Here is a 22,170-nt window from a genome sequence, read left to right as displayed (position 1 = left end):
GAAACTAATGGAAAAAATTTGGTTTGAAAATTATCCGCCGAATGCAGAACGAATTATTGATGTTGAACCATATGAATCTTTGGTGGAAATGTTTGAGAAAGCAGTACAGCGTCATCCAGATTTAGCCGCCTACATTAATATGGGGCAGGTTTTAACTTATCGTAAATTAGAAGAACGTAGCCGAGCTTTTGCTGCGTATTTACAAAATGAGTTACGCTTAGAAAAAGGTGATCGCATAGCATTGATGATGCCAAATTTATTGCAATACCCGATCGCCTTATTTGGTGCATTACGTGCTGGACTGGTTGTAGTGAATGTGAATCCACTTTATACGCCCAGAGAACTAGAACATCAGCTTAATGATAGTGGTGCCAAGGCTATTGTTGTTGTGTCTAATTTTGCGGCAACGCTTGAGAAAATCGTATTTAATACGGCGGTTAAACACGTTATTTTAACCCGGATGGGTGACCAACTCTCTTTTGGTAAACGTACATTGGTTAATTTTGTGGTGAAATATGTCAAGAAATTAGTACCAAAATATAAATTACCGCATGCAGTGAGTTTTCGCGAAGCCTTGAGTATTGGTAAACAACGTCAGTATGTTCGCCCAACAATTTATCAAGACGATCTTGCTTTTTTACAGTATACGGGAGGAACAACAGGCGTAGCAAAAGGTGCGATGCTTTCACACCGTAATATGGTAGCAAATATCATGCAGGCAAAATGGGTAGCGTATCCTCTTACACAAGCTCGTCAAAATCGACTTGCAGTGATCGCCTTACCGCTTTATCACGTTTTTGCGCTAAGTGCGAATTGCTTACTCTTTATTGAACTTGGTGTAACAGGCTTGCTAATTACTAACCCTCGAGATATTCCTGGGTTTGTTAAAGAGCTTAAAAAATATCCTGTGATGGCAATTACCGGGGTGAATACGCTATTTAATGCCTTATTAAATAACGAACATTTTTCTGAAGCCGATTTCTCAAATCTGAAACTTTCAATTGGCGGAGGAGCTGCAATTCAACGTTCTGTTGCGGATCGTTGGCATAAAGCGACTGGTTGTCACATTATTGAAGGTTATGGTATGACCGAATGTTCACCATTGATTTCAGCCACTCGAAATGATTCTATTGAGTATTCAGGCTCTATTGGTGTACCTGTACCAAATACTGATATTCGTGTGGTTGATGATGCGGGCAATGATGTGCCAGCTGGAGAGCGAGGTGAACTTTGGGTAAAAGGGCCACAAGTAATGCGAGGATACTGGCAACGCCCTGATGAAACGGCAGAAGTCCTGAAAGATGGTTGGATGGCAACAGGTGATATTGTCACCTTTGGTGAAGATCTGAATTTACGTATTGTTGATCGCAAAAAGGATATGATCATTGTCTCAGGCTTTAATGTTTATCCAAATGAGATCGAAGATGTCGTTGCATTGCACCCAAAAGTGAATGAAGTCGTTGCAGTGGGTATTCCAAGTGAAAAATCAGGTGAGAGTATTAAAGTGTATGTCACTAAAAAAGATGAAAGCTTAACCCGCGAAGAATTGCGTAATCATTGCCGCCAGCATCTGACGGGTTATAAGATCCCTCGTGATATTGAATTCCGTGATGACTTACCAAAAAGTAATGTTGGTAAGATTCTTCGCCGTGTGTTGCGAGATGAAGAGATTGCAAGAATGGAGAAGTCTTAATCTTTTGTTAGTAAGGCATGCTAGAATATTTTCGAAGATGCAGTTGTTAGAAAAAACCGTTGGAAATTATTTTCCAACGGTTTTTCGTCTCTATTCTACATCATTTTCAATAATCTCAATTTTTCCTGCTGCGGGGGGATTATCACATAACCAGTTAGCAAGGCGGGTGTAGTCGGCAATAGCGAGATTTTCCGCCCGTGCATTAAGATCGATATTTAATGCTTCTAGTTGCTCTGGTGTAAATAGTGTAGAAAGGGCATTACGTAAGGTTTTACGGCGTTGATTAAATGCTTGCGTAGTAACACGATTGAGCCAATAAATATCTTTTACTGGATACGGTAAGGTCTTGTAGGGCACTAAACGTACCACAGCAGAATCTACTTTAGGAGCAGGCTTAAATGCATTTGGTGGCACTTCTAACACGGGCATCACTTGACAGTAGTATTGTGCCATAATAGTTAAACGTCCGTAAGCTTTGCTATTTGGAGCTGCGCATAAACGTTTTACCACCTCTTTTTGCAACATAAAATGCATATCTTGTACTAAATCGTGAAATTTAAATAGATGGAACATAAGAGGAGTAGAGATATTGTATGGCAAGTTTCCAAACACACGTACACCTTGTCCTTCTGGCAGATTTAAACTTTCAAAATATTCGCGGAAATTAAAACGCAATGCGTCTTGCTCAATAATTGTGAGCTTGTGATGTAAAAAAGGGTGATGACGTAAACGCTCAGCGAGATCTCTATCTAACTCAACCACGGTCAATTGCTCAACTTGTTCTGCAACTGGCTCAGTTAAAGCACCTAGCCCGGGGCCGATTTCGAGTAAGAATTGATCTTTTTTCGGATTAATTGCAGCGACAATATTATGAATAACATTCATATCGTGCAAAAAGTTTTGCCCAAAACGTTTACGGGCAGTATGTCCTAGATGTTTTTTTGAATTTGAACTCATTTTTATTCCTTACAAGCGGTAGATTTTTACCACTTTTTTGCAAATTTAATAAAGCAAAGAACCCCGCTTACGGCGAGGTTCTGCTATGTTAAGAAAAGATTAGTAGTATTTTATTTCTGCTCTATTTTTAAGCGCTTTTACCCAGTCTTTAGATGCATCTTGAGCTTGCTTATCAAATAACTGCTCATAAGCGCGTTGGAAATAAGCATCCTCAGTACGATCGCTTTGGCGAGTATCGGTGACTTTTAATACGTGCCAGCCAAATTGTGATTTAAACGGCGCTGAGATAACTCCTAATTTGCTTTTTTGGGCAGTTTGCGCAAAGGTTTTATCATAAGCATCTAAGAAATTCCAGCCTAAATCACCGCCTTCTGCGCCTGAAGCATAATCAACAGAATTCGCTCTGGCTGCATCTTCAAAACTGATTTTACCAGCTTTAATATCTGCCACAATGCTATTCAATTTTGCTTTGGCTTGAGCATCATTCAAAATCGGGTTGGTTTTGATTAAAATATGGCTCACACGATGTTGTAATGCCGTGATAGTTTTTAATTTGCCATTCGTTTTTGCTTCTTCAAGCATTTTAGTTGCAAGGCTTTGTACATCTTGTGGCTCAACGCGGATAGACTGCCCAATCGCTTGCTGTTTTACATTATCCATCAAAATTTGATGAGCAATTTGTTGGCGGTATTGGTTAAGGCTGATATTGTTATAATCTAAATAATCTAAAAATTGCCCATAAGTGATCCCATTTTGTACCACCATATTTTCAATAACCTGATCAACATAAGCGGTATTCACTTTAATGCCAGATTGCTGAATTGCACGCTGAACGAGAAAGTCATTAATTAAATCATCGGTTGCTGCTTTACGGTTTGCTTCTGTATTTTTACGTTTACCCAGCGTTTTTAGTACTTGGCTTTGCATGATAGGATGACCATCTACAGAAGCTACAACACGTTCTTCCACCGCATGAATTTGTGAAACGGCAAATAGTGCAAAAGTAGCAACAAATAATGATTTTAATGAGATAAATTTCATTTTTATTCCTGTTAAGTTGGTTGAAATGAATGCTGCTTAGAATAGCATTTATCTAAAAGGTTCACAAAGATTGAATTTTCTTAATGACATTGGTGGTAGAACAGCCATTTTCAAAGTTTAATACTCGAACTTCGCCACCATTCGCTAAAACTTCTTGATGTCCAGCAATTTCTTCCACTTTATAGTCACCACCTTTAACTAATAAGTTTGGTAAAATTTCACCAATCAGACGCTGTGGCGTATCTTCATCAAATGGTACAACCCAATCAACCGAAGCCAACCCTGCAAGCACTGCCATGCGGCTTGCTAAATCATTAATTGGACGATTTTCGCCTTTTAAACGTTTAACCGAATTATCGGTATTAACTGCAACAATCAAACGATCCCCTAATTTACGAGCATTTTCTAAGTAAGAAACATGTCCTGGATGTAAGATATCAAAGCAGCCGTTAGTCATCACAATTTTTTCACCACGCGCTTTTGATTGTTGCACAATCTGCTTTAGTTCTGCTTCTGAAACTACGCCAAAACCTGTTTCGGTGCGTTGGTGAATAGCTTGTTCTAGCTCACTTGGTGAAACAGTTGAAGTGCCAAGTTTACCCACTACAACCCCAGCAGCAGCATTGGCAATGTAACAAGCTTCTTCTAAATTTCTGCCATCAGCAATTGCCGTTGCAAGCACGCTAATTACAGTATCGCCTGCGCCTGTCACATCGTAAACTTCACGAGCTTGAGTTGGAAGATGGAATGGTTCGAAATTAGGGCGGAGCAGAGTCATGCCTTTCTCAGAACGAGTGACTAATAAGGCAGAAAGATCAAAATCAGCAATCATTTTTAAGCCTTTATGTACAATATCATCCTCTGTAGCACAATGCCCAACTACAGCTTCAAATTCACTCATATTTGGTGTTAAAAGCGTTGCACCACGGTAACGTTCAAAATCCGTACCTTTAGGATCGATTAATACGGGGACATTTGCTTGGCGTGCGATCTGAATCATTTTTTGCACATCATTTAACGTTCCTTTACCATAATCAGATAAAATTAATGCGCCGTAAGCGGTAATTTCTGAGGATAATTTTGCAAGCAACTCACTACTATCAACATTATGAAAACCTTCTTCAAAGTCTAAACGCAATAGCTGTTGATGGCGGGAAAGAATGCGTAATTTAGTGATAGTTGGATGGCTATCCAACGCTACGCAGTGGTTTTGAATTTGGTGAGAGTTTAATAATTTATCTAATGCTGAACCTGCATCATCTTGCCCAACTAAGCCATGTAAGGTGACAGGCACATTAAGCGCAGCAATATTCATCGCGACATTCGCCGCACCACCTGCACGTTCTTCATTTTCCTGCACTTTGACAACAGGAACCGGTGCCTCAGGGGAAATTCGATTTGTGGATCCAAACCAATAACGATCTAGCATCACATCACCAAGCACTAATACTTTTGCATGGTTAAATTGAGAGGAGTAGTGCATCATCATAATTTTTTACTCTAAGATAAGATGAAAAATGGCGACATTATAACGGATATTTAGCTACTTCAGCAGAAAATATAGATTGTTTTGTGTTTTCTTATGCAACATTTCAAGCGACAACCACGTGGTGGAGGCTGCAAGGCTGGAGACGCTATCCAGATATACTTCAAGATGTTTCAACTCACAGCCACTCGCAGGTGGCTGCACCCCCAGTCCCATTTTTTGGTACTGGTTCAAAGGTTTCAACTCACAGCCACTCGCAGGTGGCTGCGATTGGCGAAGTTATTGAACGTATTGAACGTGGTGTTTCAACTCACAGCCACTCGCAGGTGGCTGCGCATATTGGGGTATTCGTTTTTCATATCCTGATATGTTTCAACTCACAGCCACTCGCAGGTGGCTGCCTTGATCAGATGGGAGGCGGTGGTGCACTCCATGCAGTTTCAACTCACAGCCACTCGCAGGTGGCTGCAATTTGAGCATTTTTAACCTCTGCATTTTTTTGTTGTTTCAACTCACAGCCACTCGCAGGTGGCTGCTTGATTACAATGTGGGGCGTTTAACCTATAAGCCGTTTCAACTCACAGCCACTCGCAGGTGGCTGCCAACTGGAAGCGGATAACTTCATTATCCGCAAGAGTTTCAACTCACAGCCACTCGCAGGTGGCTGCTGGACGAACAACCCTATTGGCAGTATGTTGCGGTGTTTCAACTCACAGCCACTCGCAGGTGGCTGCTATTTTTATCCAGTCGTGTCAATGCTTGTACTTTAGTTTCAACTCACAGCCACTCGCAGGTGGCTGCCAAGGCCGCCCTGAAAGGCAAAGACGTAGACCATGTTTCAACTCACAGCCACTCGCAGGTGGCTGCCTCGTGATATTGATTTCTCTGACATTTACAAAGTGTTTCAACTCACAGCCACTCGCAGGTGGCTGCTCCCTATATTTCAACGCATTGTGCCACAAGGCTTAACGCTCTGTGATTCGCTAACTTGAAATAAAAGGAGTGATTTAAGTGTAGCATAAGATATGCAGTACTCGGAGAAATTTCTAACTGATTGATTATTAAAGGACAAATTAAAATCGCTAGTCTCCTCGTATTTTGATGAGAACCAGACGTTAGCGATGTTCCCAATACTACAAAATCAATGTATCTTTAAAAATATCTACCGCTCTCTTGGTGCCGTGGTGTTCCACTTTATTACGCCATTTGCTACCGAGATGGTAAAAGCGTAAGCTGTCTGTTTCAGGATTGTAAGTATCGAGGAGTTTTTGTTTGAGTTTAACCCATTGATCGGGTGTGACATCGCATTCAAAAACCGAATATTGAGCGCGAATACCATAGTCTAGGCAATGTTTGGCGATACGGCGTAGGCGTTTCTGCCCTTCGGCATCATCAAAAGAAATATCGTAAGTAATCAGCATCATCATCGTTGAGTTCTCACAAGCGGTCGATTTGGGGGGATATTTTGCAATTAGCGCATTAAAAATGGAGGATACTCGGTTAAATCACCTCGTAAATAGCGAGCCAATAACATTGCTTGAATATAAGGCAATAGGCCTATTTCTACCTCTTCACCCAAAAACGGGTGGATAATTTTTTCTTGCTTTTTGGCTTGCAGTGTTTGGAAGAGCAGTTTGCGTACTTCTGGTTTAAGCATAACTGCACCACCAGATTCAGTAATGAAATCATTCGGTTTTATCTGCCCTCGGTTAATCAGCGACAATACCATTCTATCCACCCACCACGCACGAAACTCTTCCAAAATATCCTGTGCCAAACTGTCTCGCCCCGGACGGTCGGCGTGTAGAAAACCAATTTGCGGATCAAGCCCCACACCTTGCAACGCGCCACTAATATCTTTCCCTACAATACTATAAAGAAATGAAAGCAAGGCATTCACACCGTCACGAGGCGGGCGGCGATTTCGTCCGTCAAAGTGAAATTCGCACTGTTCGCTCAGCAAATGTTGGAATACACCAAAATAGCGGGAAGCCGCATCACCTTCAATCCCTCTAATGAGATCTAAATTATCGGCTTTTTGTAATTGTTTCAGGCTCATATTTAACGCTGTAACCGCCTGCTCTACCGGCTCACACTGGCCGTGATTACGCAAACGGCGTTGTAATACACGCTTAGATGCCTGAATTTTGGCAGCAATAATGTTGCGAGCAACAGGCTCAGGGTTAGTCTCCGACTTTTTATACTGGGCTCTGCGTAACAACACATTACCGTTTTGCCGCCCTTGCAATCGTCCAAGATAACGCCCATTTTCTGTAAAAAACGCCAAATTGACATTATTTTCGCCGCAAAACCCCATCAAAAACGGTGACACTAATACATTCCCAAAACAGAAAATATGCCCAATTGAATGTACTGGCAACTGAGCAACTTTTTTCCTATCTTGCTCCACGACCAAAGTTTCACGTTCTTTGTGGAGATAACTGCCTTGGGTAGTAATGTAGAGGGTGTTTTGGAGTTTGCGCATGAACAATCCTCAAAGTTATTTAAAATTCGCTACATAATACCACATAAAAATACAACCCCTAAAAGGGGTTGCCTCGATTATCAATATATAATCAATAATCAATATTTCAACTCACAGCATCACCAAGGCTCGCTGATATAAGACTTTGTCTTACATTATCAAATTAATTTAAACTTAAATAAACCAAGCAATTAGTCCAACCATTCCTCCTATCCTAAATAACGTCATAATGAAAGCAACAATCCACACAGAGTATCCTTCACAAGATACATAGGTTGTCTTGTCCCCATTTTGTTCGACGAAAATAAATTTTTTCATGTCCAATCTCCCAAGTTGTTAGAAAGAGATTTGTTGCCACAAATTTCCTTATGACAACATGGGCATTATAGCTACCTTTAAACAAAAGTAAACTTTATTGAGTATTGATTATAATAAGGTGTGTGATAAATTGAATCATGTAATTAATTGTAGCTACCACCAAACAAAAACCACCTCATTTAAGTAATGATTATCGATTCTATTACAATGCTAAACTATCGAGCTTCATAAGCTGCTATTTTCACTCCTCAAACACCCCCTTCACATACCCCGCCGATTTATCCTTCTCCAACAACTTCGGCTGGCAAATCTCCACCAACGAGCAGGCTTTGCAATGTTTGCCATATTGGGGTAAAGGCGTTTTACCGCTTATCAGTAATGCGCGGACTTGAGCAATCGTATCCAGTGTTGCTTGTCTGAGATCATTTGAAAACACCACCGGCACACGATGGCGAGTTTGCATATACCATAACGCCCCCTCGTTAATAGTTTGCCCAGTCATTTCTTCCAAACATAACGCTTGAGCACAGAGCTGGATTTCATCAATCGGTTCAGGTTTTGGCTTGCCACGTTTATATTCCACAGGCTTTAGTTCGCCTGTTTTTAGATCTCGCTCAACCAAATCCAAAATGCCACTTATGCCTAATTTTTCAGCTGAAACATGAACCGTTCGCTCAAAGTGAACACCTTTTCGGGTTTCTGGCTCACCACTATCCACCCGTTTATGCAGCGCTTGACCTTGTGCAGTGAGATAGTTTTCTGCCCATGCCTGTTCGTTGTGTATCAACGCACATTGACGTGGGCAGAAGGCGTAGTGTTGCAAAGCGGAAAGCTGCACAATAAGTTGCTCACTTCCTGTAACAAGCTGTTGGTTTTGCTCCGTTTTTTGCAAAACACTCAGCATTTAGAATCCGTCAATTTCTTGCGGTGTTAAACCATCAAGCACGCTTAATTCATAGCTGCCATCTGCATTTACTTTCAAACTACTATGCACTTTCGCCGAAGAATACTGCCCTGATTTGCAGTTATGCTCCCACCAAATCAGTTTCACCACCTGCATTGAGCCTTCTGGGCGTGCAGAAGAGGCATCACCTTCAAACAGTTTAGTTAAAACGGATTTGATTTTTTTCGCATCACTATCTGAAAAACCAGTACGTTCGGCAAGCTGTGGTGACATTGCGCCATAAGCCACATAAACACCACCATCCACACGATGCTTTATCCCCATAGTGTCAGAAGATTTTTTGCTACCATCACCTTCTCCACTAACACTTTTAGTGATTTGAGTACTGGTAACACTTACGGGCGCTACGCTGAATGCCGAATGAATGGTTACTGGTCCGCGCACAGCAATGGATACGCCTGCGCCATCATCACTTTTACCAAATGCAAAAACTTGCCCAAAACTACGAACATCCAGCCACTTTTCACACGCTTTTTTAGCGGTTTCATCACGACTGGATTTTTTAGCATTAAACGCGTCACTACCTAAACCAACATCTTTATCTTTCGCACGGTTGGCAAGGCTAGTCATACTATCGGTTTTCTTTTCATCAGATTGGACAAAAATGCTTTCGCCAGCATCTTGCAAACGGTCTCGAATTTTGCGTTTTAAGCAAACATCAGTGATTTCACCAAAACCGTGAAAATCAGTACGAGGACGATTGCCATTTAATGGATCACCATTAGGATTAGCATTCTTAACGCTGATGATTAAAGCGAAGTCAATTTTTTTAGTTAAGCTCATAGTAATTTCCCTCAGTATTTTGAAGATCGTTATTCAGTTTCGGTTGTTTTGGATTTTTTTGCTGTCAATTCAGCTAGTTGGCGTGCAATTTCCATTTTTTGGCAGTGGTAGCCTAATAAGAATTCAGCACTCAGTGGCGAATCATTCGTATAGTCTTCGGTCACAAAAAGATCTGTAATCTCAGCTAATGCCTGACTGCCTGTATCTTTGTTATGATTTCTCAGGCGTTCTTGATAAGGTTTTAATGCAATTTCAATATTACGCCAAGTATAGAATGGACGGTTCGCAAATTTCGGCATATAACGCTCAGCATTAGTGGAACGCTTTTCTCCCGCTAAATATAAGGCATAAGCCTCGATATTTTCTGCCACAGCCAATAATCTGCCGTATAAATAATCACGTGAGCGATTTTCTTTATCTAAACTCATATCGTAAGTTCTCCTTTCTGATTCATTATGATGACGGGCTCGCCAGCCTTTATATAAAGCACAAGCCACACCGATATTCCGTTGCCATTCCCAGTTTTCACACCCGTGCGGATTACAAGCTACTTGAAAACTCTGTTGCACTAAGTCATAGGGAATAGGTACGCTCTTGCCTCCGGCAATCACCGGCAACAAACGGGCATAAAGTTGTTTTTTCTGGGAATCGCTAAGCGATTTACTATACACAGCATTGCCAATCGCGAATGGCGAAGGTGGAACAATTGCCCAAACTAGGCGTTTATCGTTTTTCTTGCCATTTTTTGTTTCAATACTATGGCGTTGATACCAAGAAAAATCATCAATCCACGCATCTAAATTGGCAAAATAATCTGCAGGTAAAAATTCTTGATAATAGGTCAAAGCCATTCGCCCTGGGGTTGCTGAATCTAACATCAATAAAGAAATTTGCTCGTGTGCTTTGAGCTTAGCCTTATAGCCTTGATATTTCTTTTTGATCATTTCAGCTGCATTTTTACCCAAATCTACTGAGTGATCGATTTTACCTCTAGTTTCAGATGGCATTTCACTTTCTACGTTATTTTCAACTGCACTTATCTCTTCAAGATCATAGTCGTAGCACTCATCAAAAGGATCTTGTAATGGTGAAGGTACTTTTTCTCCGCTTATTGCCCAAGCAACAGTAACTTGTTCACCGTTACGAATACCTTGACGAGAAATTAGCCAGCGTAAAGCACCGTGAGCCTTAGCAGAAACTTCCGTAGAAATACTTGCAGCTTCTTCTGCCGTTTCAAAACGCCCACGGAAGGTATAACCAGCGGTATCATTCGAAGAAATCAGTTTAGCTTTATCTCCTGTGTGACGTAATTTAGCAGGGTGCATATTAGAAACGGGGCTTTCTTTGCCTTGTATAAAGCAAAACCCTGTTTGGCTGTCTGCTAAAGCCAAGTAGTCAATCCATGATTGTTGAACGGTAACATCCGTCCAAGTATCACTTTGTGGATCGCCTTTGATTTCTACGCGCCAACAAACCAATGCCGAGCCAAATTCAATCTCGCCTTTTGTTTTAGGCAATGTTGAAAAAATTGCAGGCGCATCTCCCTTTTCTACCCACTTACTGAGCACCTTTCCGTCAGCTCCAAGCTGAAATACGCCAGCTGTAATTAAATCCTCAACGACTTTCCCTTTTTTCACATAATGCAGAACAGCAGACACTTTAGGATGAGAAGCAGCAGAATCGCACCAAGCCTGTAGTTGGTTCAAATAGCCTTCAAAATAGGCTTTTTTCTCACCTCCATAAGCAGAATAGTCTCTAGCTACATACTGAATTTTATCTGCCAACGGATGCGGCGCTTCTCCGCTTGTTCGGTTTTCTGAAGATTCGGTAGCAGGTAGCATAATTGCCGTTTTAGGAGGCATAACCTGAGCGGTTCGAAATTCACCATCGCCATTTAAAACAATGACAATATGGGCGTTTTGCTGGGTATGTCCAATAGGCGTTAGAGGCTCTTCACTCAGATTTGATGCTTTTTGCAAAGCTGCTTCATAAGTACGGTATAATTTTTGCATCCAACTCATAGCTCAAGCTCCTTTGCTTCCTCTTCCACCGCTTTTACATTTTCACCACGTTTAAAGGGCTTAAAAGGTTTCATTTTTTTAATAAAACGGGTTTTTAATTCACTATCGCTAACAGCTGGAAAATTAATAACGCCCTTTTGCATATTTGCCTGCCAAAAGCGGCTAATTAATTCATGATTTCCGGTCTCTTCAGGATAGCCGAAACTGTGGAACATCAAGCCAAAATCAATAGGCTCATCCACTTTATCATAAAAGCCTTCACCTTCGCCAAATTGGCAAGGTGCAATATAGCCTTGGCAATCACGCGTACCTAAGAAAATATCCTGTCGCCCGCCACGTTCAAGCATTCTTTCAATAATCGCGGTATGTTTGCCGACATTACGATCACCGGCAAGCTCTTCCCAATGCATATTCCAAGTAAAATAGGCTTCAACTTGATATTCAACGTTATGTAGGAAAGTATAGATTGCTAAGGTGTTACCGCCATTCCAATCCAAAGGTTTGGTCGATTTGGCTTGAGTTTGAATAGGCTTCATCACGCGAATACGGGAAATATGCCAGATCAGGGTAGGCTTCCAATAAATACTTCTCAGTATGCCTTTAAGCGCTTCGTAAGTTGGAACAGGGTAGGTAAATTTCTCACCGCCAATTTTGGTGATAGGGTCTGTAAATAGTGCCTGCCGACCCCATACACGAAAACTAAATAATCGACTACGGAATGTATTTTCGTTACTCATATCGCTCCTTTCTATAAATCATAAAAAGTCAGATTACCTGTCTCTTCGATAGATAATCCATATTCTTCTGTATAATGACGATCTTTTAAATAAAAGATCCCCGAACCTAATTGTGTTTCTTGAATAGCCTTCTTTTCTTGTAATTTTCGCCAAACATTAGGGAATACATTAACACTATAACGTTGAGCTTGTGACAATGCCTTATATTTTTTCTCATTGTCATCTGTTCCACATAATGTTGCAATAAGTTCTTTTGCATTTTCATAAGGCACAATAACCGCTTGTGTTGGCGCATCAATCGTTTGGAATAATTTCCCTGCACTTTTAAAGGATTGCATTAATAGCGGAAATACTGTTTTACGCTGATTATTTTTAGGTGTATAAGTATTTTGTGCATTATCAGATAACCAATCCAGTAAAGTACCTGAATAATGATTTGGCAGAGAATATCCCATTTCATTACTACGATTATAAAAATAATAATCAAAATATTGGCTCATTGCATTAGGCTGCAAAATGTCTTGTTCTTCAAAATCATTAAATATTCTCTCCGATTGTTGCTGACCAATATAAATATCCGGTAATACACTTTCTAAATTTGGCTCTTGAAGATTTAATACATAAACCTGTCCTTTACCCTTATTTTCGCCATGACGGTTACAGCGACCAGCGGCTTGTGCAATACTATCTAATCCGCCTAATGCCCGAATAACACAAGCCATAGAAATATCGACACCGGCTTCTATAAGCTGAGTACTGATACAAATCACAGGCTCTTTATTGTTTAATCGAGCTTTCATCTTATCAAAAATCGCTTTACGATGTGCAGAGCATTGATTAGTACTTAAATGGAAAAGTGCCTCTTGCGGAAGATTTCTATTTTGGCAATACCGATATAAATCCTGCACCCATTTCTTAGTATTAACGATAAATAAGCAACTAGAATATTGTCCAAATTGCTCTAATAAAAACTCACCTGCATTTTCTAACGAATAGCCACCCGTTTGTGGGCAATAATTAACTTCAACCCGAGAGAGTTTGTCAAATAGCTCCCGTATTTTGAACTGATTTCCTATTAATTCAGCATTATCTGCTAATTGAATTTGACCTAAATGAGGATTTTTAAGTGAATTTAGTAATGGCTGAGTTGCTGTACATAATACTGCACTGGATTTTCCAAAGTGAGTCAGCCAATTTAAAACATTACAAAATAGATGGACACATTTAATCGGAAGAGTTTGAATTTCATCAAAAATCAGCACACTTTTGGTCATTGCATGGATATGACGAACACCGCGCGTACCACTACCGAACCAAGCATCTAAAAATTGAACCATTGTAGTAAAAACTATCGGTTTATCCCAGTTTTCAGATAAAAGTTTATTTTGCCAAGTTTGCTGGTCAGGTTCGATATTAGAATGATGTTCCAGAACCCATTCTTCACCTAAAATTTCACGAACAGCTTGAGCATTTTGGTCAATAATTGAAGTGTAAGGAATAATATAAATGATACGATCAAGATTATGCAGCTTAGCGTGATGGAGTGCGTAACGGAGGCTCGATAATGTTTTTCCACCACCAGTTGGGACAGTTAAAGTATAAATTCCTTGTTGATCTGTTGAGCGTTCTAGACAGGATTCAGAAATCTCTCGACGAATTCCGTCAATCGGATATTTAATTGAAAAACCAGATAAATGAGATTCTAATTTATCAATCGCTTTTTGCCAATTTGGTGTGTTTGTAAGATTACGAATTTCTTTTTGTCTTTCATTTTCAAAATCAGAGGTATTAATTCGATCCGCATCAATCAAACAACTAAATAAAAATCGAGTTAAGCAGCCTAAGTAAAATTCTTTGAGCTTAAAAGGAATTTCTTTTTGATTTAAAATTGCCCGAATAGGTTTATCTACTAATCTTACTAAATCTATGCCCACTAATTCTTCTGCCCGATTTATGATGACTGCATCAGCATTTTTCTCACATTCCGATAAATGTGTCAGCTTATCATCTTTATCAAAGCGCTCTCGCCATTTTGGTTTCTCACTACCCTCAGGGCTTAAACAGTCAATTAGCCCCGCTCCGTGGTGTGAAGCAATACATAATCCTAAAATTTGCCCGACAAGCTCGCCTATACCAATAATTTTCCCATCTGCATTTTTAGCTGCGCCCAATTTTCTTAAACGGCCATAAATCCATTGAGTGCCTGCAGTTGAATGATCCCCTCCATTATTTTCATCTTCGCTATCTAAATCCGCGTAAGTTAAAATACCGGTTACGTGGCGAATATATGTTTGGAACTTCTTAGAATATTTACCAAAATCATGCATTAAACCGAGTAATTCCCCGGCATCAGCTAAATCTAATTTAGCAGCCAAAGTTCTTGCGATTGAGGCAGTTTCTAAAAGATGGTTTGAAACGGACTGTAACTGTTTGTTAGATTTTCGAACATGGGCGATAAATTCGGTCTTACTCATGTTAAAGCTCGTAAATTTATGCAGAGAATGGATGATGTATACTACAATTATATACAAGAACTTACAATGCTTATTCCTAAGATCGCATGCTATCTAGATTCATCAAAGGGGACGTTGCTATATACATATTATTTTGCAATATAGAGCAAGCACTAAATAGACTCTTGTTTGTGAAAAAAGTATTTTAGCTCACCAGCTACGCGTACGTAGCTGGGTTTTAAAATATCAGCATCCCCTTTCGGGTCGAAGTTTCAACTCACAGCTACGCGTACGTAGCTGGCGGTTTGGCAATTATGCACAAGCGGCGGATTTATGGTTTCAACTCACAGCTACGCGTACGTAGCTGGACCGAAAAAGGGGTATTTTATGCAAGCCACAAAATGTTTCAACTCACAGCTACGCGTACGTAGCTGGCACGCTGTATGTTAGCCGATACCAAAATGCAGAGTTTCAACTCACAGCTACGCGTACGTAGCTGGTAATGTTTTTTCTGGTGATAATGTAACGATAAATGGGTTTCAACTCACAGCTACGCGTACGTAGCTGGCACATCACAGACGTGGTCTGCACCGACTATTGGCGTTTCAACTCACAGCTACGCGTACGTAGCTGGCCGCCAAGGCTAACTGCTGTTCTTCAATATCGATGTTTCAACTCACAGCTACGCGTACGTAGCTGGATAAACTGCTTGGCTTGTTCTTTGGTAATCCAACGTTTCAACTCACAGCTATGCGTACGTAGCTGGGGCAGCAAATGTTATTCCCCATAAGGTAACATTCACGTTTCAACTCACAGCTACGCGTACGTAGCTGGCATAGATCGCTTCTTCCGGTACATCAGATAAAAATGTTTCAACTCACAGCTACGCGTACGTAGCTGGTATCTTAATCAAAATGAAAATCGCTTGAATCATTTGTTTCAACTCACAGCTACGCGTACGTAGCTGGCTTCATAAGATGATTGATAATTTAAAGCAGCATTGTTTCAACTCACAGCTACGCGTACGTAGCTGGTCCCCGCTTTCGCTAAATGTTCTCTAAACTTTGCTGTTTCAACTCACAGCTACGCGTACGTAGCTGGGCTTCAAAAGCAAAAACGTTAGCTTGTGTATTCAGTTTCAACTCACAGCTACGCGTACGTAGCTGGCTGCTGTTTGTCATTCAAAATTATCAAACAAAGAGTTTCAACTCACAGCTACGCGTACGTAGCTGGGAAAGCAGACATTAATTTTGCATTGACATCAGCAGTTTCAACTCACAGCTACGCGTACGTAGCTGGTGCCTATGGTAAAAAGCATTACAAATCAAGGCTCGAAAACCTCTTTTTCGCTAATATCCTAAAATAGGCTGATTCAGTATAGCATAAGGTTAAAGCTAAAATAGCGTGAATAGGCTAACATATTGAATTATTGAGGAAAAATGAAATTCGCTAACCTAATACGATTTTGGAGAGAACTCCGAGATAGCGAATTATACATCGGTAGGATATATTGAGAAAATCAATAGAAAATAGCACCTCAATACTAAGGATATTGAGGTGCAAATAAGTTACTTCCGATTTTTCTTAATAAACTTCATCAAGCGTTTACGTTTTCGAAGCTGGCTTGGTGTGAGTTTATTGCGTTTGCCGGCAAAAGGATTGTTACCTTCTTGGAATAGCACTCGAATCGGTGAGCCGATAATTTTTAGGCTCTTGCGATAATAATTTGATAAATAACGTTTATAGCTATCTGGTAAACGCTCAATTTGGTTACCGTGAATCACAATAATTGGAGGATTATAGCCACCAGGGTGAGCATATTTCAATTTCACTCGGCGACCATTTACCAATGGTGGTTGATGTTCATCGGTAGCCATTTGCAGAATGCGGGTTAGCATTGCAGTGGTCATTTTTTTGGTCGCACAGGCATAGGCTTCTTGAATGGAATCAAAGAGGTTGCCGACACCACTGCCGTGTAGCGCAGAAATAAAATGTACCCGAGCGAAGTCGATAAAGTCTAAACGGCGATCAAGTTCTGATTTTACGTTGTCTTTAATATCTTGCGATAGACCATCCCATTTATTTACCACGATTACCAGTGATTTGCCAGCGTTAAGAATAAAGCCGAGCAGGGAGAGATCTTGGTCGGATACGCCATCTCGGGCATCAATCGTGAGCAACACTACATTGGCATCTTGAATTGCTTGTAAGGTCTTGATTACTGAGAATTTTTCTACTGCTAAATGTACCTTACCACGTTTACGTACGCCAGCAGTATCAATAATAGTGTATTGCTGTCCATCCCGTTCCATCGGAATATAGATGCTATCACGGGTTGTTCCAGGCATGTCATAAACTACCACTCGATCTTCACCAAGAATGCGGTTAGTGAGAGTGGATTTACCAACATTCGGGCGACCAACAATCGCAATTTTGATATTTTTATCACTCTCTTCTTCGCTTTCTTCAAGCGCTTCGTCAAGTAGAGCTGTATCTTCTTCATTTTCAAAATCGAAGTTGTTCTCCCACTCATCTTGTTCTTCTGTGGTATTTGCAGAATTTTCCGCATTTTCGACCGCTTGTTCTTCGATTTTTTCCGCCAATGGGGCAAGCACCTGTTCAATAAGCTGTGTAACACCACGCCCTTGTGCAGCTGCGATAGGTTCTACGTCTCCTAACCCTAATTGATAGAACTCAGCAATATGGGAATCCGCATCAATGCCATCAGTTTTATTGGCTACCACCACGGTGGTTTTATCACGTTGGCGTAGGTATTGTGCAATGCCAATATCCGCAGGGACTAAACCTGCCCTTGCATCCACTAAAAACAGCACTACATCGGCCTCTTCAATTGCCAGTAGTGATTGTTCCGCCATTTTTTCTTCTACGCCTTCTTCCGTTCCGTCAATCCCGCCAGTATCGATCACGATAAAATCGTGGCCGGCGATATTGGCTTGCCCGTATTTACGGTCACGGGTTAAGCCCGGAAAGTCTGCCACTAGTGCATCACGAGTACGGGTTAAGCGGTTGAATAATGTCGATTTACCGACATTCGGTCTGCCAACAAGGGCAACTACAGGGGTCATAAATATTATTCCTTTACTTTTTTATTTGGTATGCTTTATGCAAAACGTTTTCCATTATACAGAAAATTACAGCGCTTAGCGAATTTGAGCGACCGGCTGAAACTACAGAACATAACTGAATTGAGAAGAAAATTCAGCTTATAAGCACAGGTAAGTAGTGAAGTTCGAGATAGGTTTATTAGGCGAGTTTTACTCAGCTCGCTTTTGGGGCTATTGTCCTATTGCCTATAGTAACATTCGATGGCTAGAATTTAGCTTGATACAGGCAAAAATAGTATAGAGCTGAGTTTAGATGAGGCTTTTAAAATATCAATATGCCTTTAATTTATATCATCTAATTTTAATGCTTGTGAAAACCGTTGTAATCCTTTTACATTGCCATCTTTAGCAAGGTTTTGTAGCGCAGAAGTTGGTGCGTGGAGGAGTTGGTTCATCAGTTTATAGCTGAGTTCCTGTAAAATCTTTTCGCTATCTTGCCCTTGTTCTAGAGCATTGCGGGCTTTTTCTAATAAATCTAAACGAATTTCTTCGGCATTTTGACGATAGTGTTTAATTAGTTGGCTTGATTGCTGTTGTTTCAGCCAAGCGAAGAAGTCTTTGCATTCTTGTTCAACAATCTCTTTTGCTTGTTCTGCTGCTTGTTGGCGTTGTGCAAGGTTTTGCTGAATGATATGTTGTAAATCATCAACGCTATAAGCATAAACACTATCTAGTTCGCCTGCTTTTTCATCAATATCGCGTGGCACAGCAATATCAATGAGTAGCATTGGATCAAAGCGGCGCTGTTTCTGTGCGGTTTCTACCATTTCTTTACTGATAAGCAGATCTGGACTTCCTGTTGAACTAATGACGACATCTGCTTGATTTAAACCAACTTGTAATGCGCTGAGTGATAAAATTTGCATTGGTGTTTCGAGTTTTTCAGCGAGCATTTCTGCACGGATATGCGTGCGGTTTGCGACCATCAAATTTTGAGCGCCGTGTTGAATGAGGTAACGAGCAACAAGTTCAATGGTTTCTCCTGCGCCAACGAGCAAAAAACGTAGCTTAGCGAAATCATCAAAGATTTGGCGAGCTAAACCACAGGCAGCATAGGCAACGGATACTGCACTGGCACCAATTTCTGTTTCTGAACGCACTCGTTTGGCGGTAGAAAATGTTTTTTGAAACAGGCGAGAAAGGTTGGTTGATATAGATTTTCCTTGTTGGTGATAAAAATATTCACTATCTTGATAAGCCTGTTTTACCTGCCCAAGGATTTGCGGCTCGCCTAAAATTAATGAATCTAAACCACAAGCGACTTCCATTAAATGGCGAGCAGTATCCATATTTTGCTTAAAATAGATACATTGACGTAATTCATTATGATCGAGTTGATGAATTTCAGCAAACCATTGGAAGCAACGTTCACGCCATGCTATGTTTTCTGGGTGATCTTCTTGCGGAGGAATATCTGCCTGATGGAAATAGAGTTCCGTGCGATTACAGGTAGAAAGGATCACAGCACTTTCCGCTAAATTTTGCTGGCTAATCTGCTCAAAAGCAAGTTGGCGTTTGCTTTCAACAAATGCCACTTTTTCGCGCAGGCTTACACTGGCGGTTTTGTGATTGATACCAAGAGCTAAAATTGTCATTCCTACCTACTCATTTGATTGAGAACTGTTTTCAACACGAACACTCAAAATGCAAAACGGCTGGATACCAGCCGTTCAAGAAGTTGCAAGCATTTTAATGAATTGTAAAAGTTGGTGCAAATAATTGTGTTGATAGGTTTGATTTATGGCAAATAATGCTATGGCATCTAGATGATATAAATAGATAGAATCTGCGCTTTAAAAGTAAAAAATATAGAGAAAATCACTGAACAATCAGAGGGGATTTACGCTATAATCCGCACAATTTTTTGATTTACATTCTCAGCTTGGAGGCAGTATGGTTGCAATTCGTCATTCTCATCAGCTAGACCCAAATAATTTTGAATTAGCGAGTTGGAGTGCAGGCTTAAAGATGTCGCCTGTCACTTTTGATGAATTGCAAACAGCTTGGCGTTATGCAGAAGAAAAATTGGATACCGAACAGCTACATCTTATGTGGGTAGGCTTGGAAATGGTTGAAATTCTGCATGGACTGAATATGGATGATGATAGTTTGGTCGCAGCGATGCTGTTTCCGCTAGTTAAGCACAATATAGCAGACCTTGCTCAAATCAAAGAGCAGTTTGGTAATGGGGTTAAGAACCTCGTTAAAGGTGTGCTGGAAATGGAGAATATTCGCCAGCTAAATGCCAATAACGCCTCTGATCTGCAAATTGATAATATTCGCCGTATGCTCTTGGCGATGGTTGATGATTTCCGCTGTGTGGTGATAAAACTGGCTGAACGGATTGTTTACCTACGAGATACGGAGCATCATAGTGAAGAAGATCTCGTGCTAGCCGCTAAAGAGTGTTCGCATATTTACGCGCCACTTGCGAATCGTTTAGGGATTGGTCAGCTTAAATGGGAGCTGGAGGATTACAGTTTCCGTGCATTACATCCGCAAGATTATCGCCAAATTGCCAAATTTGATCTTGCTGAACGTCGTTTGGATCGTGAGCAGTTTATTGCAGATTTTGTCGCACATTTGACCGCTTGCATTGGTGAAGAAATAGATAATGTACAGGTTTATGGTCGCCCAAAACATATCTACAGCATTTGGAAAAAAATGCAGAAGAAAAATCTGCGCTTTGATCAGCTTTTTGATATCCGTGCTGTACGGATTATTGTGCAAAACTTGGAAGAATGTTATACCGCTTTAAGTATCGTACATAGTCATTACAAGCATTTGCCTGAACATTTTGATGATTATATTGCCGATCCAAAACCGAATGGCTATCAATCCTTGCATACCGTTGTGCTGGGTAAAGGTGATAAACCTATTGAAGTACAAATTCGTACGCAAAAAATGCACGATGATGCTGAACTTGGCGTGGCTGCGCACTGGAAATACAAAGAAGGAGCAGGCGCTGGACGTTCTGGCTATGAAGAGAAAATCGTTTGGTTACGTAAACTCTTGGCATGGCAGAATGATATCGCAGACTCTGGCGAGATGGTTGATGATCTTCGTTCACAAGTCTTTGATGATCGGGTTTACGTTTTTACGCCAAAAGGAGAGGTGATTGATTTACCAAGCAATGCGACTCCACTAGATTTCGCTTATTCCATTCACAGTGAAATCGGGCATCGTTGTATTGGAGCAAAAGTTGCAGGCAAAATTGTGCCATTTACCTATATTCTGCAAATGGGGGATCAGGTTGAAATTATTACCCAGAAAAACCCAAATCCTAGCCGCGATTGGCTGAATCCAAGCCAAGGATTCGTCAATACCCCGCGCGCGCGCTCGAAAATTATTGCTTGGTTTAAAAAACTGGATCGTGAAAAAAATCTTCCAATTGGCAAAGAGATGCTAGAGAGCGAAATGGTAAAACACCAATTCAGCTTAAAGCAAATTGAAGATTATGCTTTGCCTCGTTATAACTTAAAACAGCTTGATGATCTATATGCGGCAATCGGTGGCGGTGATATTAAGTTAAATAACTTAATGAATTATCTGCAAGGTAAATTGGTAAAAACGAGTGCCGAACAAGCCGATGAAGCAATTTTGAAACACATGGCACACAAAGCTCAGCATACCCAAACTAAAACGGGCAGGGCAGGGGCGATTATTGTCGATGGGGTTGGGAATTTAATGCACCATATTGCGCGTTGTTGCCAGCCAATTCCGGGTGATAAAATTGTAGGATACATTACTCAAGGGCGAGGTATTTCTATTCACCGAGCAGATTGTGAGCAGCTTTTTGATTTACAAAGCTCTAGTCCTGAGAGAGTTGTTGATGCTGAATGGGGGGGGAATTTCACTAGCGGTTTTAGCTTAGTGATTCGAGTGATTGCCAATGATCGCAATGGTCTATTGCGAGATGTTAGCGCGATTATGGCAAATGAAAAAGTGAATGTGATTGGCGTTGCTAGCCGCACAGATATTAAACGTAGTATTGCTACTATTGATATTGAAGTAGAACTCAATAATATTGAATTATTAGATAAGCTACTTAAGCGTATTATGCAGCTTGATGATGTGATTGAAGCTAAGCGGCTATCAAATTAGGAA

At 40.7% G+C, this 22,170-nt stretch carries 14 protein-coding genes and 2 CRISPR repeat arrays; of the genes, 2 read left to right on the top strand and 12 right to left on the bottom strand.

The features are described from left to right. Nucleotides 1-7 precede the first annotated feature (7 nt). Nucleotides 8-1,693 (top strand): long-chain-fatty-acid--CoA ligase FadD, encoded by a 1,686-nt coding sequence (gene fadD, locus EDC51_RS03060; RefSeq protein ID WP_025266950.1) that lies wholly within the window; start codon nucleotides 8-10, stop codon nucleotides 1,691-1,693. 90 nt (nucleotides 1,694-1,783) lie between these two features. Here fadD and rsmA read toward each other — a convergent pair whose 3' ends face one another. The 12 genes from rsmA to hemA form a co-directional block, all read right to left on the bottom strand. Further along, on the bottom strand, nucleotides 1,784-2,650 hold the full coding sequence (gene rsmA, locus EDC51_RS03055; RefSeq protein WP_015432834.1) for a 16S rRNA (adenine(1518)-N(6)/adenine(1519)-N(6))-dimethyltransferase RsmA: 867 nt from the start codon (nucleotides 2,648-2,650) through the stop codon (nucleotides 1,784-1,786). Nucleotides 2,651-2,749: 99 nt separating this feature from the next. Further along, nucleotides 2,750-3,691, bottom strand: a complete 942-nt coding sequence (locus EDC51_RS03050) for a peptidylprolyl isomerase (RefSeq protein ID WP_015432833.1) — start codon at nucleotides 3,689-3,691, stop codon at nucleotides 2,750-2,752. Between the two features lie 61 nt (nucleotides 3,692-3,752). Next, nucleotides 3,753-5,180 carry a bifunctional D-glycero-beta-D-manno-heptose-7-phosphate kinase/D-glycero-beta-D-manno-heptose 1-phosphate adenylyltransferase HldE gene (gene hldE, locus EDC51_RS03045; RefSeq protein WP_025266953.1) on the bottom strand — a complete coding sequence of 476 codons (1,428 nt, stop codon included), beginning with the start codon at nucleotides 5,178-5,180 and terminating at the stop codon, nucleotides 3,753-3,755. A 167-nt stretch (nucleotides 5,181-5,347) separates the two neighbouring features. After that, a CRISPR array of direct repeats spans nucleotides 5,348-6,110; the repeat unit is 32 nt; unit sequence GTTTCAACTCACAGCCACTCGCAGGTGGCTGC. A 200-nt stretch (nucleotides 6,111-6,310) separates the two neighbouring features. Continuing rightward, a complete protein-coding gene (gene cas2, locus EDC51_RS03040) occupies nucleotides 6,311-6,604 on the bottom strand; it encodes a CRISPR-associated endonuclease Cas2 (protein ID WP_131928139.1) in 294 nt (97 codons plus the stop codon). Nucleotides 6,605-6,648: 44 nt separating this feature from the next. Further along, the gene (cas1c, locus tag EDC51_RS03035) at nucleotides 6,649-7,662 is read right to left on the bottom strand and encodes a type I-C CRISPR-associated endonuclease Cas1c (RefSeq protein WP_131928138.1); all 1,014 of its coding nucleotides are present in this window, start codon (nucleotides 7,660-7,662) and stop codon (nucleotides 6,649-6,651) included. Nucleotides 7,663-8,221: 559 nt separating this feature from the next. Further along, the gene (cas4, locus tag EDC51_RS03030; RefSeq protein ID WP_131928137.1) at nucleotides 8,222-8,884 is read right to left on the bottom strand and encodes a CRISPR-associated protein Cas4; all 663 of its coding nucleotides are present in this window, start codon (nucleotides 8,882-8,884) and stop codon (nucleotides 8,222-8,224) included. Then, the gene (gene cas7c / locus EDC51_RS03025; protein WP_131928136.1) at nucleotides 8,885-9,727 is read right to left on the bottom strand and encodes a type I-C CRISPR-associated protein Cas7/Csd2; all 843 of its coding nucleotides are present in this window, start codon (nucleotides 9,725-9,727) and stop codon (nucleotides 8,885-8,887) included. Between the two features lie 29 nt (nucleotides 9,728-9,756). Next, entirely contained in the window at nucleotides 9,757-11,748 is a 1,992-nt protein-coding gene (cas8c, locus tag EDC51_RS03020; RefSeq protein ID WP_131928135.1) for a type I-C CRISPR-associated protein Cas8c/Csd1, read from the bottom strand. After that, the gene (cas5c, locus tag EDC51_RS03015) at nucleotides 11,745-12,485 is read right to left on the bottom strand and encodes a type I-C CRISPR-associated protein Cas5c (RefSeq protein WP_131928134.1); all 741 of its coding nucleotides are present in this window, start codon (nucleotides 12,483-12,485) and stop codon (nucleotides 11,745-11,747) included. The genes cas8c and cas5c overlap by 4 nt, the downstream gene beginning before the upstream one ends. An 11-nt stretch (nucleotides 12,486-12,496) precedes the next feature. Continuing rightward, the gene (cas3, locus tag EDC51_RS03010; protein WP_131928133.1) at nucleotides 12,497-14,959 is read right to left on the bottom strand and encodes a CRISPR-associated helicase Cas3'; all 2,463 of its coding nucleotides are present in this window, start codon (nucleotides 14,957-14,959) and stop codon (nucleotides 12,497-12,499) included. 248 nt (nucleotides 14,960-15,207) lie between these two features. Further along, a CRISPR array of direct repeats spans nucleotides 15,208-16,237; the repeat unit is 32 nt; unit sequence GTTTCAACTCACAGCTACGCGTACGTAGCTGG. A 269-nt stretch (nucleotides 16,238-16,506) separates the two neighbouring features. Then, a complete protein-coding gene (gene der, locus EDC51_RS03005) occupies nucleotides 16,507-18,024 on the bottom strand; it encodes a ribosome biogenesis GTPase Der (RefSeq protein ID WP_025266960.1) in 1,518 nt (505 codons plus the stop codon). A 320-nt stretch (nucleotides 18,025-18,344) separates the two neighbouring features. Further along, entirely contained in the window at nucleotides 18,345-19,658 is a 1,314-nt protein-coding gene (hemA, locus tag EDC51_RS03000) for a glutamyl-tRNA reductase (protein WP_015432820.1), read from the bottom strand. A 298-nt stretch (nucleotides 19,659-19,956) separates the two neighbouring features. On the opposite strand from hemA, the gene relA reads away from it, so the two are divergent. After that, the gene (relA, locus tag EDC51_RS02995; RefSeq protein WP_015432819.1) at nucleotides 19,957-22,167 is read left to right on the top strand and encodes a GTP diphosphokinase; all 2,211 of its coding nucleotides are present in this window, start codon (nucleotides 19,957-19,959) and stop codon (nucleotides 22,165-22,167) included. Nucleotides 22,168-22,170: the final 3 nt, after the last annotated feature.

The organism is Bibersteinia trehalosi (assembly GCF_004346205.1).
In the GTDB taxonomy this organism is placed as follows: Bacteria; Pseudomonadota; Gammaproteobacteria; order Enterobacterales; family Pasteurellaceae; genus Bibersteinia; species Bibersteinia trehalosi.
Note: the sequence above shows the minus strand (reverse complement) of the source record. Positions and strands in the feature narration are given on the sequence as shown.